13 protein-coding genes are annotated in these 14,633 nt (G+C 57.7%); 10 read left to right on the top strand and 3 right to left on the bottom strand.

The features are described 5' to 3' along the window. Positions 1-73 precede the first annotated feature (73 nt). From BBH56_RS08335 to BBH56_RS08295, 9 genes are all read left to right on the top strand, one after another. Positions 74-646, top strand: coding sequence for a hypothetical protein (locus BBH56_RS08335; RefSeq protein ID WP_148122542.1), 573 nt, complete (start codon positions 74-76; stop codon positions 644-646). Positions 647-1,482: 836 nt separating this feature from the next. Then, positions 1,483-3,264, top strand: coding sequence for an ABC transporter ATP-binding protein (locus BBH56_RS08330; RefSeq protein ID WP_148122541.1), 1,782 nt, complete (start codon positions 1,483-1,485; stop codon positions 3,262-3,264). Further along, on the top strand, positions 3,239-3,982 hold the full coding sequence (locus BBH56_RS08325) for a sulfotransferase family 2 domain-containing protein (RefSeq protein WP_148122540.1): 744 nt from the start codon (positions 3,239-3,241) through the stop codon (positions 3,980-3,982). Before BBH56_RS08330 ends, BBH56_RS08325 begins: the two co-directional genes overlap by 26 nt. Positions 3,983-4,199: 217 nt before the next feature. Beyond that, a complete protein-coding gene (locus BBH56_RS08320) occupies positions 4,200-5,414 on the top strand; it encodes a glycosyltransferase (RefSeq protein ID WP_148122539.1) in 1,215 nt (404 codons plus the stop codon). Beyond that, a complete protein-coding gene (locus tag BBH56_RS08315; protein ID WP_318262531.1) occupies positions 5,362-6,561 on the top strand; it encodes a glycosyltransferase in 1,200 nt (399 codons plus the stop codon). Before BBH56_RS08320 ends, BBH56_RS08315 begins: the two co-directional genes overlap by 53 nt. Before the next feature lie 18 nt (positions 6,562-6,579). Next, the gene (locus BBH56_RS08310; RefSeq protein WP_148122537.1) at positions 6,580-7,698 is read left to right on the top strand and encodes a glycosyltransferase; all 1,119 of its coding nucleotides are present in this window, start codon (positions 6,580-6,582) and stop codon (positions 7,696-7,698) included. A gap of 401 nt (positions 7,699-8,099) precedes the next feature. Further along, a complete protein-coding gene (locus BBH56_RS08305) occupies positions 8,100-9,047 on the top strand; it encodes an O-antigen ligase family protein (protein WP_157809139.1) in 948 nt (315 codons plus the stop codon). 203 nt (positions 9,048-9,250) lie between these two features. Then, positions 9,251-10,405, top strand: coding sequence for a glycosyltransferase family 4 protein (locus BBH56_RS08300; protein WP_148122535.1), 1,155 nt, complete (start codon positions 9,251-9,253; stop codon positions 10,403-10,405). A gap of 84 nt (positions 10,406-10,489) precedes the next feature. Continuing rightward, on the top strand, positions 10,490-11,728 hold the full coding sequence (locus BBH56_RS08295; RefSeq protein WP_157809138.1) for a sugar transferase: 1,239 nt from the start codon (positions 10,490-10,492) through the stop codon (positions 11,726-11,728). A 76-nt stretch (positions 11,729-11,804) separates the two neighbouring features. Here the strand turns inward: BBH56_RS08295 and BBH56_RS08290 are convergent, their stop codons facing one another. After that, positions 11,805-13,145: an O-antigen ligase family protein gene (locus BBH56_RS08290; RefSeq protein WP_157809137.1), complete on the bottom strand. Its 1,341-nt coding sequence runs from the start codon at positions 13,143-13,145 to the stop codon at positions 11,805-11,807. A 116-nt stretch (positions 13,146-13,261) separates the two neighbouring features. Further along, positions 13,262-13,525: a helix-turn-helix domain-containing protein gene (locus tag BBH56_RS08285; protein ID WP_404828038.1), complete on the bottom strand. Its 264-nt coding sequence runs from the start codon at positions 13,523-13,525 to the stop codon at positions 13,262-13,264. 13 nt (positions 13,526-13,538) lie between these two features. Between BBH56_RS08285 and BBH56_RS09620 the strand changes: the two genes are divergently transcribed. Beyond that, complete coding sequence (locus tag BBH56_RS09620) at positions 13,539-13,691, top strand: hypothetical protein (RefSeq protein WP_157809136.1); 153 nt, start codon at positions 13,539-13,541, stop codon at positions 13,689-13,691. A gap of 24 nt (positions 13,692-13,715) precedes the next feature. Here the strand turns inward: BBH56_RS09620 and BBH56_RS08280 are convergent, their stop codons facing one another. Next, entirely contained in the window at positions 13,716-14,600 is an 885-nt protein-coding gene (locus BBH56_RS08280) for a fructosamine kinase family protein (protein ID WP_148122532.1), read from the bottom strand. Positions 14,601-14,633 lie beyond the last annotated feature (33 nt).

The raw sequence follows: 14,633 nt of genomic DNA, 5'->3' as shown, positions 1-14,633 counted from the left end.
TGTTGATGGAAAACTTCCTTTGTTCGGACAGCGAATCCCGAATCCTCGCCGGATCACTGGAGTACAACTGAACATGCGAGACTGGCTGAATAATAGTTTTGGTTATGAGCTCAGTCTCAACCCGATCGATTGGTCCGGCGTGTCCGGAGTTGCGGATATCCTGATGGTCTTCATTAATATCTTCCTGCTGGCCACCGTCTGGCATGGTATCCGCAATATCCGGGAAACCCGGAAGAGCCGCGATGCCGACATGATGCATCTCGTATTGGAGCAGATGAACACCCTTAAGCCCGCGATTCGGACATTGAAAGAAAAGCAGCGCCATGCCGTGATTGACTGGGATCAGGACGAGGAAGCTTGCCAAAAAGCTCACGAGATCAGCGTTGGTCTTCAGCGGGTTGGCTATCTCGGTGTTACTGGAATGATTAACAAGCGCCATCTGATTGAGATGTGGGGGCCTACATTTGTCGAACAGTGGAAGCAGATCGAGCCGTATGTCCGGCGGGTTCGCGTCCAGAATAAAGAGCCGGCCGACCTAGCGGCAGGAGCTTTCTCGCGAAAGGACTTAGAGCGATTTGCGGGGATGAGTTCGAAGTATCTGAAGCGGAGATATCCCGCCGTTTCGAGGAAATTCAATATCAGTTAATCATGAGTTTTTACGAGATTATGAAGGGCCTGAAGCCCCGTGCTAAAACACGGCTAACAGTTTCGCATCACAGACAACGCCAGTGCTTTTAATGATCCGTTGCTCTATAAAAACCATTAACGCCTACGTGGCGCCAGTCTTGTCGGCTTCACCCAAAATCCTAGAGCTGCCACTACATCAGGGCGGGTAACTGGACCGCCTACCTTATCCCGTTTCTACCGCGCCAACACCGAAATGTTCTTTTCAGTCCGCTAAGGGTGAACATCTACGCCGTCAGCAAGACTGCCAATGTGCTCGTAGCTCACATCTATCCCTATCTCTATCGGCTACCCACCACCAGGCTGCGGTTCTTCTACCGTCTACAACCCCCGGGGCTGGCCGGACATGGCGGTGTTCCTGTTCAGCCAGAAACACCCTGCCGGGGAGCCGACCGACCTGTTCAGCCGCGGCAACCATCGGTAGGACTTCACCTATAAGGATGACATCTTCTATAGAACGCCGCAGAGCATGGACGACCCGGTGGAGTACAACCGCGGCTCGTACAGCGCCGTACCGAACTCGGGAACCAGCGCCGAGCCCTATTGGATGTACAACCTGAGCGCCCACTAACCAACAATGACTATGAGATACATCTATGTCCTCTAGGCTAAGCTGGGAAGGCGGGAGGGGCGGTAGCAAAAGAACCCGCTGCTGCTGAGGCTGGCGGACGTCCCGGACACCTACGCCGATGTCGCCGACCTCAAGGCCGACATGAGCTACGAGCCCACCACCCCGATGGAGAACACCGTGGCGAACTTCTTGGATTGGTACTTGCAATATTACGGAATCTCGACTTGATGGATACTTGGCGCAAAGCCCTGGCCCTGCTCAGCCCGAAAGAGAAACGCCGCGGCGGCCTTGTCCTTGGTATGGTCGTTGTCATGGCCATACTGGAAACGGCCGGCGTGGCTTCTGTCATGCCGTTTCTCAGTGTGCTGGGTAACCCCGAAGTGGTGAAGGCCAACCCGGTGCTCAGTACCGCCTACGAGGTCATGGGCTTTACCTCAGTGGACGCCTTCATCTTAGCGCTGGGAATGGCGGCCTTCGGGCTTATCCTGTTCTCCGCCTTCTTCCGCTCGCTTACGCACTACGCAATGAACCGCTTCATTGAGATGCGCCGCCACAGCATCGGCAAGCGGCTGCTGGAGACCTACCTGCGCCAGCCCTACGCCTTCTTTCTCGACCGCCACAGCGGCGACATGGCCAAGAACATCCTCTCGGAAGTGGACCAGCTCGTGCAGCAGGTTTTCCGCCCAGGCATGCAGATGGTCGCCTACAGTGTGGTCATCCTCGCTTTGGTCATCCTGCTCATCGTCGTGGATCCTTGGCTGGCGCTGGGCGTGGCCATAGTAATCGGCGGCATGTATACGCTCATATTCGGCGCGGTGCGCGGTGTCCTCGGCCGGGTGGGTTACGACCGCGCCCGAGCCAACCAGGAGCGCTTTACCGCTGCCAGTGAGGCCCTCGGCGGTATCAAGGACATCAAGCTCCTCGGCCGCGAACACGCCTACCTCTACCGGTTCGAAGGTCCCTCCAGCCGCCAAGCCCGCCATCAGGCCACCAACCAAACGCTCGGTGAGATCCCCAAGTTCGTCATCGAGGCAGTCGGTTTCGGCGGCGTGATCGCGCTTACGCTGGTGCTGCTGGCCAGCAAAGGTGGCACCGACAGCAACGCCTTGGGCGACATCCTGCCCATCCTCGGGCTCTACGCCTTCGTCGGTTACCGCATGCTGCCCGCCGCCCAGCGCATCTATACCGGCATGGCCAAACTGCGCTTCGGTGCCGGCGCTGTGGACAACGCCTACAACGATCTGCACCAGCGCGCCGCCCTGGCCGAACTATACAAGCGCGCCCCGCAGCCGCTGGAGCCTAAGCAGAAAATCGCCCTGCAGAACATCCACTACACCTACCCGAATGCTGAGCGCCCGGCCCTGCAGGGGATCGATCTGGAGATCTCCGTGGGCACCTCCGTGGGCATCATCGGCACCTCGGGTGCCGGCAAGACCACCCTGGTGGACGTGCTCCTGGGCCTGTTGCGCCCAAGCGAAGGCGCCATTGTGGTCGACGGCCAGCCAATCACCGATCATAACCTGCGCGCCTGGCAGCAAGCGTTGGGATATGTGCCGCAGGATATCTTCTTGACCGACTCCACAGTGGCCGAAAACATCGCCCTGGGGGTGCCGCCCGAGCAGATCGACCACGACCGGGTGGAACGCTGTGTCCGCATGGCCCAGGTGCACGAGTTCATCGTCAACGACATGCCGCAGGGCTACAGCACTGTAGTTGGGGAGCGTGGTGTGCGCCTTTCTGGGGGGCAGCGTCAGCGGATCGGTATTGCGCGGGCCTTGTATCACGATCCACCTGTCCTTGTGCTTGACGAAGCGACAAGCGCTCTCGACAAAGAAACCGAAGCCGCGGTCATGGACGCGGTGAAGGCGCTAGCAGATCTCAAGACCATCGTTGTTATTGCACACCGACTTTCCACTGTCTCGGAGAGTAACCGGATAGTAACGTTGGCGCGCGGGAGCGTGAAAAATATAGAAAGGGTTGAACATGACGATAGTATCCCACCGGCATAAATATATCTTTCTCAAGACTCGAAAAACTGCAGGTACGAGTGTCGAGGCATTGCTGGCCAAATATGCAGGACCTGACGACATACTAGCAATTAGCCACGATGTTACTGACAATACAACACTCAGCACTCAAAATACGGAGACGGCGCGTCATTCAGTCGGCATTTCCGGCGCTCGGCGATACGTAATACGGGCGTTGCAGCAGAAGCGCATAACTGCAACGCTCGGTTTCCATCAACACATGACGGCTAAAGAAGTTAAGGAGGCTGTGAGGCCAGATATATGGAATAATTACACAAAAATGACCATTGAGCGAAATCCATATGATCGCCTTATTAGTTTTTGGCGGTGGCGAACGGGCTGGTTCCAGCTTGATATTCCTTTTGAAAGCTTCGCTTTGTCAGCTCTTTCCGCAAACCCGTGGAATAGGGTAAAGAATAAGTCGCACGGATTTTCTAATAGGCCCTTTTACAAGTTTCCTACAAACAAATCAATTTGTGTCGATCACGTGATCCCTTATGAAAATCTTGAGTCAGGTCTAGAGAAAGTGGCAGCCATCGTTGGAATCCCGGAAGGTGAGGTGTCGAAAGGCATTCCTACATTCAAAGGCTCCGGATCACGCTACGACTTAGAACAATATTACACTGACAAAGTGAGATCTGTCGCCGAAAAAAAGTTCGCTTTTGAGGCTGAGGTTTTTGACTACAAATATTCTTATTAAATTAAATTTTCCAAAAAGACCTAAATCAAGTGAAATCGCTACCGCGATGACATTCCGAGGAAATAATGAAGCGCCTTATTAAGAAGATATTCTCTTTGTTTGGTCTCGATATCTGTTGCGACCTGAGTGATCATGTACCTCCGAGGAGCTATGCTTTATTCCCTCATGGGAGTGGTTGCCTCGCCATCAGGATACCTGTACCTAGTTGGAAGGCGCCATGAGCGCGCATTCCCAACCGCCGATAGTCGCGCTCTCACGAATAGAACGGCTTGTTGTGATCTCCCACAAGCGTCACGACAGCCTATCAGATGGACATATAGCAGTTCGGGGTGGGTTTGCAAAAATAACGTCAGAATTTTCCAGGCACGTCAAAAAAATGGTGCTTTGTGTCCCTGTTGGGGCGGAGCCGGAAACATCGGAAGTTGCGACCTATTCGGGGAATGTCTCCCTTAGCCTTTTGCCAACATATGGCGGTCATCTTGGCTTCATTCGGAAATTCTTCTCTATCAGCCGCAATTTGTGGCGGGAGATAGGGAAGGCCGACCTTGTTTACGCGATGGCTCCCAACAATATGGGCATTCTCGGCCTGGCGCTGGCGCGAGTGCGTAGAAAGCCGGTTTTCTTGAGTATCGACACGGATCGAGCCGGGAAGGCTCGTTCGGCTGGTGGTTACCGTGGGCGCGCAAAGGCGTGGGTTGTTGAAAAGACTATTTATGCTTTGCTTCGTAACTTGGGTGGCAGTCGGCCCGCCTTTGTTACAGGTGACGATTTTCTCGGGCCTCAGCCCCATTGGCGACAGTGGATTAAAACGACAGTCACCTCTTCCGAAATCCCGAGTTACCGGCCTCCCGAGCCTGGCAGGATCCTTCGAGTAGTGTTTGCGGGGCGGCTCAGCCCGGAGAAGAACATCGAGTGCCTGATCGAGGCTGCAGCGCTTCTGGAGAAAGAGGATTATCAGCTTTCGGTGCAGATTGTTGGCCACGGACCCCAGCGAGATACATTGGAGAAGCTCGTGGCGGAACGCAGGACCGAATGCGTGACCTTCCGGGGTGCTGTGCCTAATGCCGAACTCAGAGAAACCCGGTTTTTGGAAGCAGACATGCTCGTGCTTCCATCTAAGGAAGAGCGCCAAGGTAAAGTGCTTTTGGAGGCAATGGCCTGTTCGGTTCCAGTTATTGCAGCGCGAGCTGGAGGAATTCCAAGCGTCATCAATCATGGCTTTAATGGCCTGCTTTTTGATCCCGGTTCTCCCGGTGAACTTGCGAGCGGGATCCGTGATGTTGCCGAGAAGTCGACACTCAGGGCTTACTTGGCAGAGAATGGCTACAGATTTGCGCTTGATAACGCTCTCGATCAAAGTGTCAGCGATATTATGGCTGATGTTTCTGATTTTTATGGGTTCCGGTCTGAAGCGAATAAGATCGATTCGTAACGTGACGGTTGACAACAGTACTCGCCCAATAGCTCTTTTCATCCCCGCGTTGAATGGCGGTGGCGCGCAGCGGGTAATTGTTAACCTAGCGAACGGTTTGGTCGATTTGTCGGAACGCCCGGTCCACTTGGTGCTGGTGCGCGCGGAGGGCGAGTTTTTGGATGACCTGCGCCCTGAAGTTGACATACGAAGCCTAGATAAGAAACGCACTTTGGCAGCCATCCCGGCCCTTGCTAACTATTTGCGTTCGGAGCGCCCCGCCGTTCTTATGGCCCGCATGAGTTATGTGAATATCGCTGGGTCCATTGCGTGGATGATGGCTGGGCGCCCTTGCCGGCTGGTGCTCTCCGAGGCCACTGTGGTGCGCGCGCCCGAAGGTTCGCGGTTTCAGCGGATAAGGCAAGCGCTGGTTCTAAAGACAATGCGGGCCATTTATCCTCGTTCGGATTGCGTGGTGGCGAATTCGGAGGCAACAGCGCAATCCATGGCTGTACATGGAATGGTTTCGGACTACCCCACCCTTGTTATCGCCAACCCAGTGTTAGGGTCCGAAGCAGACCGGAGTAACGATTTCTCGTCCCCTTTTGGTGGATTTAGATCCGACCGCAAGCTTATCTGCGCCATCGGGAGGTTGGCGGAACTAAAGGGGTTTGATTGCCTGTTGGAGGCCTTTTCGAAGCTGGATAGCCAAGAGGCCGACTTGGTAATCCTTGGAGAAGGCCCTCTCCGTGGAAAGCTACAGGAGCAAGCGAGGGAGCTTGGTATTGGCGAGCGAGTACATTTTCCGGGGTTTGTAATTGACCCTATGCACGTGTTGGAGCACTCGTCACTCTTTGTGCTCTCTTCTCGGTGGGAGGGGTTCGGGAATGTGCTTGTCGAGGCTCTGGCTACCGGAGTGCCGGTGGTCTCCACGGATTGTCCGGGCGCCCCTAGGGCGTTGCTTCGCGATGGAGCGTTGGGGCATTTGGTACCGGTGGATGAGCCGGATGCGCTGGCCGAAGCCATTACTGAAGCACTGCATTCGCCGCGAGGTACGCGCGAAGCTCGGCAGGAACGGGCGCGCGATTTCGCGGCCCCGGCGATCGCTCGGCAATATTTGGAAGAAGCCTTCGGTCTCGAAGTGAGTCCATCGAGACCGAGATCGTGACGGAAGATCAGTGAGCAGATGAAAGTCCTCCATGTAATTGCGGGCCTGAGCCAGGGCGGCGCGGAACGGCAGTTGGCGAACCTGGTGTCGGTCTATCCGGAGGAGTCCGCCGTTTTCTCGCTCAAGCAGCCGGGGGTGATGGCGGACGAGATACGGAAGGCGGGTGCTCCCATCTACACGGGGGGGGTGCGTCGAAGCGTTTCGCCCACCTGGATACCGGCGCTACGTGGGGCCATACGAGAACTCCGGCCCGATGTAGTGATGGGATGGATGTATCACGGCAATCTGGCGGCGTCTCTCACACAGCGGCTGGGGCACCGTGGGCCGGTCGTCTGGAATGTGCGCCATTCGGTGCATGACATGCGCCGGGAGAAGGTGAGCACTCGCTGGGTAATCCGGGCCGGTGCTTGGTTGGCCCGATCGCCCGCTCGCGTTATCTACAACAGCGAAACCGCTGCCGAACAGCATGAACGCTTTGGGTATCCCTCCGCCAAGAGGGTGGTACTGCCCAATGGCTTTGACCTTGCGCGCTTCAAGCCCGACCCGGATGCCCGAAATGCCCGCCGAGCCGGGCTCGGGGTGACTCCCGAGCGGTTTCTGCTGGGCGTCGTTGGGCGTGCCCACCCGATGAAGAACCATCTTGGATGGCTGAAGGCGTTGCGGATGCTGGTGGATGAGGGGCTGCTCGTGCATTGCGTAATGGCAGGCACCGGGGTGGCAGAGCCCGACGGGCCGGTGGCGACGGCCGTGCGGGAAGCAGCTCTGGAATCTAACGTCACGCTTCTCGCGCCTACGGATGCTCCCGAATCACTCTATCCTGCCCTCGACCTCCTGGTGATGCCCTCGCTGTGGGGCGAGGGGTTTCCGAATGTCGTGGGTGAGGCGATGGCTTGTGGTGTACCAGCACTGGTTACGAATGTGGGAGATGCCTGGAGAGTCGTTGGTAATACGGGATTCGTATGTAGAAGTGGAGCAACCGACACGTTGTCTCGGCGAGTGACAGAGATTGTGCAGCTGGGGCACGAGGAGTTGGGGCGTTACGGGCAGTGCGCACGGAGAAGGATGGTTAAGTATTACGGGCTTGATTCGATTGCCGAATGGTACCGTAAAACGCTCGTCGGAGTGCTTGGAGCCTGAGTCTTTCTTTGCCATCCGTCCGCTGTTTGACGACATGGTAAGGGCTATTTCCTTCTCATAAGGAGTCTTATGGACCAGCCAAATATCCATATCGCCGATGTCCCGAGGAACCAAGTCATTGTGGGCCTTGTTGTGGTTTGTTCGGTGGTGGGAAGCTGGGTGGTCCGGCTGCCCGAAGCAAGCGTAATCCCAGTGTCTGTTTTCTTGGTGGCTGTGGTAGCCGTGCCAGCAACGGTGGCCACCGGCAGGCGGTTGAGCTGGTTTCGAACTGAGGCTGGGTTTGGTTTTTACTTTATAGTCTTGGCACTTCTGTTGCCTTTGCTAGCCTTAGGAGCATATGGCCCGGCATATTCGTCTTCGCGTGCCATGGTGGTAGCGGAAGCTGGCGCCTAACCGGTGGCGTGAATGCGAATACAGTTGGGCTTTATGCGTTTGTGTTTGTGGTATGGGCGGTTTTATCAAGGGTGCAGCACGAAGAGCAAGCATGGTCTGCGAAGATGCTTGAAGTCTTGGCTCTTTTGGTCTTATTCTTGTCCTTCTCGCGAGGTTCTTGGGCGGCGGTATTCGTTTTCTATTTTTCTCATTATTTTTTGAGTTTTTCTTGGTCGAACCTTCTTCGGCCAAAGAAAAAAACTATTTTCATTTCCGGGTTTTTTCTATTAGGAGCATTGGTGGCTGGTTCTTTGATCGGCTCCGGTGCTATGAAACCCGAGAGTGAACTAGTAGATTACCTCGATTCTAGAATTGAAGTTGGTGAACCGCTCAGTGATAAAAATCTCCAAGGTAGGTTAGCGGGTTGGAAAGTCATGTGGGAGGGTTTTGTCAGTTCTCCGGTGGTCGGTGCTTTTGGTTGGTACGGGGCTACAGATGTCCTAACGGAGGCCAGAAGCAGGACAGAGCATATTGCCTCATCGCCGCACAACTTGCACTTGCGCTTGCTGTCCGAAGTCGGACTTTTGGGTTATTTTGCGGTCATTGTAGTGCCCCTCGTTGTGATGGTGTTGAGCCTGCAGTTAGCCTATCGCCATGGGGCACGGGACACCCACAATCCGATCTGGGCGAAAAAAACTGGGCTGGTGTTGTTCTCGGCAATCTTGTCCTTCTTTTTTGTTAGAGAGGCTTTTGAAGATAGTTATCTAGTTAGAGTGCTTGGGTTTGAGACTATCTTCGCACTTTTTCTTTTTGCGTGCGTTTTCATGTTTGCGGAAAAGCTGGGCTCTGCCACTACGGGGTCGGGGGCCGAAGGACCGTCCCAGGATGAAGGTCTGCATTCCCATCCCCCACTGTCAGACTACTTGTCGCCTCGGTTTTGTATCTGTCGGGTCCCACATGATTGCGATCTGGCGTAATCCGTCGGCGCGGGCACTTCTGTTCGCCCTATTACCGTTTGTCTTCGCCTTCGGGGTGGGGACAAGTAACTTCGGGGCAGCCACGCGACATCGGGCCAAGCTGGTTGGTGCGATCATTATGCTCGTCGCGCCACGCCTGCCCCAGCTCGTACTGGCCAAAAAGTCTGACAAGCCATTTAGCGATCATCGTTTGGTCACTGTGGATGGCTGACTACGTAGCGCCTGAGCCCGGGCTGTGCCCTCGGGTTGCGATCACCAACTCAACGACTGAGTACGTCGTCCGCTTTCGGTTGCCTTTGCTTAACGCGCTGCGTGAGGGCGGCTACGATCCGGTAGCGGTAGCGCCATCGGATGCATACGTTGGCGACCTCCACTCAGCCGGGTTCAGTCATTTTCCGCTCCGCCTGCAGGGCGCGAGCACGGGTCTGGTGACCGAGCTGACGGCGTTGCGGGACCTGTACCACGCCTACCGCCAGATCAATCCCGCCCTCGCGCTGCATTTCACACCAAAAGTCGATATCTACGGTGGACTGGTCGCCCGCCGTCTCAGAATCCCCTTCATCAACAACCTTTCGGGCATGGGGACAGCCATCACCCGCGGCGGATGGCTGGGCGCATTGGTGAACGGGCTACTGCGATCATCCCAGGGCAGGGCCGCTCATGTGTTCGTGCAGAACAAGGATGATCGTGACCATGTCCTTGATCGCAATATCGCACAGTCTCATCGGCTATCGGTGCTGCCCGGCTCAGGCATCGATCTGAACGCATTCCCCTTCACGCCGCTGGCGTCGACCGCCCCACCAGCAAGACCCGTCCACTTCGTGATGATCGCCCGGCTCGTTGCTGAGAAAGGCGTTAATGAGTTCATGGAGGCGGCAAAGGCAGCTCATGCCCAAAGCTCGGACATTGTCTTTTCAATTGCGGGTGATGTGCCGAGCGGACACTCTGGCACTGTTTCTGAATCCGCTCTGCAGGCTTGGTCTGCATCACCCGTCATGAGTTGGCTCGGCAAGGTAGACGACGTGAGGCCATTGATCAGCGATGCTGACTGCGTCGTCCTACCGTCATATCGCGAAGGCACCCCCCACGTTCTTCTGGAGGCAGCCGCCATGGGCCGACCGATCATCGCGGCGGATAGCGTTGGCACGCGTGAGCCGCTGATTGACGGGCAGACCGGGCTGCTCTGTGAGCCGCGCGACTCGGACGATCTCGCTGACAAGATGCTTGAAATGCTCCATCTGGGACCCGCCCGCCGTGCGGAGATGGGGCAGGCGGGTCGCCGTTTGATGGAGCAATATTATGATGTCCGCCTCGTCGTTGATGCGTACATGGATAAAATCCGCCAGATCCTTGGTTAGCCAAAAAACCCCTACCTGGCAAGGATTACCCTGATGTCGAACTTACTAGCAGGCTCCGGTAAGCGCTCTCTGCCGAGTGGGCCAATGACACGGCGCCCGGCATGGCTATCGCTGATCTGGTGGCTCGGTGGGGCCGTTTTAATGCTTGCGCTGGGCAGCGGCGTCGCGTGGGGAATACCGAGCCAGGATGATATGTGGCGCGCCCAGTTGCTGATTGCTGGCTGTCTTGGGGCCTATGGGATCACCGTCACGACCGCACGGCGGATGGAGCGAGTCGATATTGGTATTTTCCATCCCTTTGTCGGGGTGGCGATCACCATGGCGGCCTTTGGTGGCGTTGCGGTGGCGCTGCTATTTGCCCGCACGTATTACTCGCGAAGCTTTCTGCTGACTGCCGCCGTGGTCACGGCGGTTTGGCTTGTTATTGGCCGCGCGCTCAGGCATCGCTATTTCAAGCCGGTATTGGCTGTTGAGCCGGGCGCTCTGCCGGCATCGGTGCAGGCGGTCGCTGACGCCCGCTATGTACGACTGGATGAGCCTTCAATGAGCGGCATCCGGGTAGATGGTGTGGTTGGCCATCTGGATACTGACGACCCCCGGTGGCAGCGGTTTCATGCGGACTGTCAGGTCCGTGGTGTACCCGTCCATAACGGCCCGCAGGTTAGTGAGCAGCTGACGGGGCGAGTATCTCTGGAGTATCTGCAGTCAGGCCATCTCGCCAGTTTCAAGCCGCATCCGATCTACATGGCCATCAAACGGGGTATGGACCTACTGATCGTGCTTGCGTCGAGCCCACTCACCCTCCCGGTTGTCTGCCTCGCCGCAGTGGCGATCAAGTGCGATTCGCCGGGGCCTTTGTTCTTTATGCAGTCGCGTATCGGTCAGGGGGGAAAGCGTTTTCCCATGGTCAAGTTCCGCAGCATGCGGGTGGATGCCGATCGGGCCGGCCCACGGTTTGCCCGGGCGGCAGATGAACGTATCACCCGGGTGGGGCATTTCATTCGTCGGACCCGCATCGATGAGCTGCCCCAGTTCTGGAATGTCCTCAAAGGCGAAATGAGCGTCATCGGGCCGCGTCCGGAACAGGTTGCGTTTGTTGAGTCGTTTGAAGCGTCAATCCCCTTCTACGCCTATCGCCACCTGGTCAAACCGGGGATCACTGGCTGGGCTCAGGTCACTCACGGGTATGTCGACTCGGAAGACGAGACCCGGGATAAGCTTGAGTATGACCTCTATTACGCCAAGCACTGCTCAATCTGGCTGGACCTGGTGATCGTGATCCGGACGTTTCGCACGATTATCACGGGCGACGGCGCGCGATAGCGCCATTGATCCGGACATTGGGCCGGGCGGCACTGCTGACGCCCTGCGAGCGCCGCGAATGACTGCACCGGCCACGTCAATTGCGCTGTGAAATCCCCACTAGTACCGCGGTCATGAACGCAAAGGTCATCACCCCGATGTTGTGGTTGAAATTGACCTGCGTGAGACCGGTGGCCATCGCGCCAAGGGTGAACATCATCCCGGCGGTGTGGAGTGCGAGGTGTGGCGACTCATGACTTCCGCTGGAACTGGTCTGACTCGTTGCCCCGCGAGGGGAACGGACAAACGCGTTGATCGGGCTTAAATACAATCCTAGTAGAATGAATATTCCGATGATGCCCCTTTTTGCCCAGACGTTGAGCCACTCGTTATGGGCATGCGTGTATTCAGCCGCACGCTCAGTGATGATGCCCGCCTCGCCCAATCGCGCCAGCCCCGCCTGATACCCCGTTTCGCCCCACCCGACCCAGGGCCGTTCGCTGATCAGGTGAGCGGCCCCTCTCCACATTTCGAACCGATTACCGGTATTCGTTCTGCGCTCGGTATCCTCAAGGTATAGATGCACCTCATTCACCGCCGAATCCACCCGCCATTCCACGCCTGTGGCCGGGATGAAATACGCCGTCGTTACAATCACCGCTAGGGCGAATGGACCGATGAGCAGATAGAGCCGGGCTTTTCTGAGCTGCACCGCCGCCCAGAGGCCGACAAGCAGGGCGGGGCCGAGCGCAAGCCAGGCTCCCCGTGTGCCGGACACGAATGACGCTGTCAGGCCACCCAGCGCACCCAAGCCCATGAGAAGGGTCAAGAGGACGCGGCGACGGCGGGTGCGACGCAGGCGGTCGGGATTGGTGGTTGGTGGCTGCAGGCTCCACAGCATGCCGGCCAGGCACATCAGCCCGATCAGCATGGCCGCGTTGCCGAACTGAATGACCTGCGCGAAGCCGTTGGCACGCTGCTGGCCTTCAATGAGTTTCTGGGTGATGGCCAGTCCACCCGCGCCAATGCCGCCCACCGCCAGCCCCAACCACAAGGCACCCTGCTGGATACGCGCCCGGGCGAAGACGCTCAGGCAGAACGCGGCGAGCAGAAAGCGGCTGGGTCGGTCGAACTCGCGCACGCCTTCGCCGCGCAGGGCCGCGTCACCCATCCAGAAGAGCGCGTAGAGGATCATGAACGCGATCACCGCCTTGACGGCACCCGGCAGGGGCGGGTGTTGTGCCCAGGTGCGACGATTGGCGACGAGGTGGGTGATCGCCGCGATGAGCAGTGCCACCGCGCCGATGGAATAGCCATCCGGCACGGTCAGTGCCAGCGCCGGGAACAGGAACACCGCCGCGGTGATGAACTGCTCGCTGCGGGTGAGGGGTGCTGTCGGCGTCGGCGTCGGTGGGTTGGATGTGTTGGTGGTGGTCAACTTGTGAGTCCGATCGTCGCTAATAACCGCGTAATGTACCGACATTAGGGCTGTTACACATCTTTTGGGAACATGGCCGGTCATCGGATTGGCCAGCCTGTTGCCCGCAGCGGCGGTTAGAAAAGCGCCTCAATATCCTGCGGCTGCCATTTTGAGCGCTCAGCGACCCTGAACTCGAGATCGAGTGCAGCGAGAACAGCGAGGATCGACGAAAGCCTCGAGGGCTTTGCACCATTCTCGATGATGGATATCGTTTCCTGCCGCAACCCGGCACGCTCCGCCACAAAGGCTTGTGTCCAGCCACGCTGCTTGCGTGCTGCAACACATAAAGCCTTAATACGAACACGGTATCCAATGAAGCCCGGCAGGGCAGGCAACAAGCAAGGAGGTCTGATGGCCCTATCAAACAAAGGAATCCAGCTCGGCCTCAATCCCGGTGAACGGCTGCGGGATCGGTTTTGCACGGTCGATCCGCATATCAGTCTGGCGGACAGCTTGATAGCGGATCGCCGCGCCGAAGTCGCTCGGGAAGAGGCCTCGCCATAATTTCCGCAGCGCCGGCTTGATTGGTCACACTGCCACCAGCAATCGATCAATCATCCCCTCCGCTTCTCGGGCATACGGCCCACCGAACAGATTCGCGTGATTGAGGATGTGGTAGAGCTGATAGAGCTCGCGGCGGACGGGATATCCCGCATCCAGCGGCCACACCGTCTCGTAGGCCGAGTACGCCGCCGCCGGTAGTCGGCCGAAGAGCTCGGACATCGCCAAGTCACTCTCCCGATCGCCAAAGTACACCGCCGGGTCATAGAGCACCGGTGCGCCCGTCCCGTCAAACGCGACATTCCCCGACCAGAGATCACCATGCAGCAGTGAGGTGCGCGGGGTGTAGTCGCTGAAAAATGCCCCTAACCGTTCCGCCAGCGCCTCGCCGCGATCCTGCAGGCGCCCGCCAAAGCCATTGCGACGTGCGAGGTCGAGCTGAAACCGCAGTCGATGCTCGCGGTAGAACGCCACCCAGTCGCGCTCCCAGGGATTGACCTGATGGGTGTCGCCGATGGTGTTGTCGCGATCCCAGCCGTACTGGTTGGTCGTCACCGCATGCATGTTCGCCAACGCGTGGCCCAGCGCGGTTGTATCCCCACGCGGATGCAGGTCGATCCACTCCATCACCGCATAACTGCGATTGCCCGCGACGCCGATAGTCAGTGGTCGCGGCACGCGCGGACCTTCGGCTGCCGAGGCCATGGCCGCCAACCCTGCCGTCTCGGCCTCGAACATCCACAGCCGATCGGCGCGGTTGAGCTTGACGAACCAACGTACCGTCGGCCCCTCCAGCCGATAGGCGGCATTGATGTCGCCACCACCAACCGGTGTACGCCGCATGGGCGCGGGCGCATGACCGGATGCCTCGGCGATGGCCTGCTCAATGCGGGCCCAGCAGTCGTCGTTCATTTCATGCCCCGTGACGTGTCGCTGGTGTTGAAT

It is taken from the genome of Spiribacter roseus, assembly GCF_002813635.1.
In the GTDB taxonomy this organism is placed as follows: Bacteria; Pseudomonadota; Gammaproteobacteria; order Nitrococcales; family Nitrococcaceae; genus Spiribacter; species Spiribacter roseus.
Note: the sequence above shows the minus strand (reverse complement) of the source record. Positions and strands in the feature narration are given on the sequence as shown.

Bases quoted from the DNA above. Each gene is read 5' to 3' on its own strand.
- BBH56_RS08315 (WP_318262531.1), top strand. From the start codon at position 5,362: ATGTTTCTGATTTTTATGGGTTCCGGTCTGAAGCGAATAAGATCGATT.
- BBH56_RS08320 (WP_148122539.1), top strand. From the start codon at position 4,200: ATGAGCGCGCATTCCCAACCGCCGATAGTCGCGCTCTCACGAATAGAA.
- BBH56_RS08325 (WP_148122540.1), top strand. From the start codon at position 3,239: ATGACGATAGTATCCCACCGGCATAAATATATCTTTCTCAAGACTCGA.
- BBH56_RS08335 (WP_148122542.1), top strand. From the start codon at position 74: ATGCGAGACTGGCTGAATAATAGTTTTGGTTATGAGCTCAGTCTCAAC.
- BBH56_RS08280 (WP_148122532.1), bottom strand. From the start codon at position 14,600: ATGAACGACGACTGCTGGGCCCGCATTGAGCAGGCCATCGCCGAGGCA.
- BBH56_RS09620 (WP_157809136.1), top strand. From the start codon at position 13,539: ATGGCCCTATCAAACAAAGGAATCCAGCTCGGCCTCAATCCCGGTGAA.
- BBH56_RS08310 (WP_148122537.1), top strand. From the start codon at position 6,580: ATGAAAGTCCTCCATGTAATTGCGGGCCTGAGCCAGGGCGGCGCGGAA.
- BBH56_RS08295 (WP_157809138.1), top strand. From the start codon at position 10,490: ATGACACGGCGCCCGGCATGGCTATCGCTGATCTGGTGGCTCGGTGGG.
- BBH56_RS08330 (WP_148122541.1), top strand. From the start codon at position 1,483: ATGGATACTTGGCGCAAAGCCCTGGCCCTGCTCAGCCCGAAAGAGAAA.
- BBH56_RS08300 (WP_148122535.1), top strand. From the start codon at position 9,251: ATGGCTGACTACGTAGCGCCTGAGCCCGGGCTGTGCCCTCGGGTTGCG.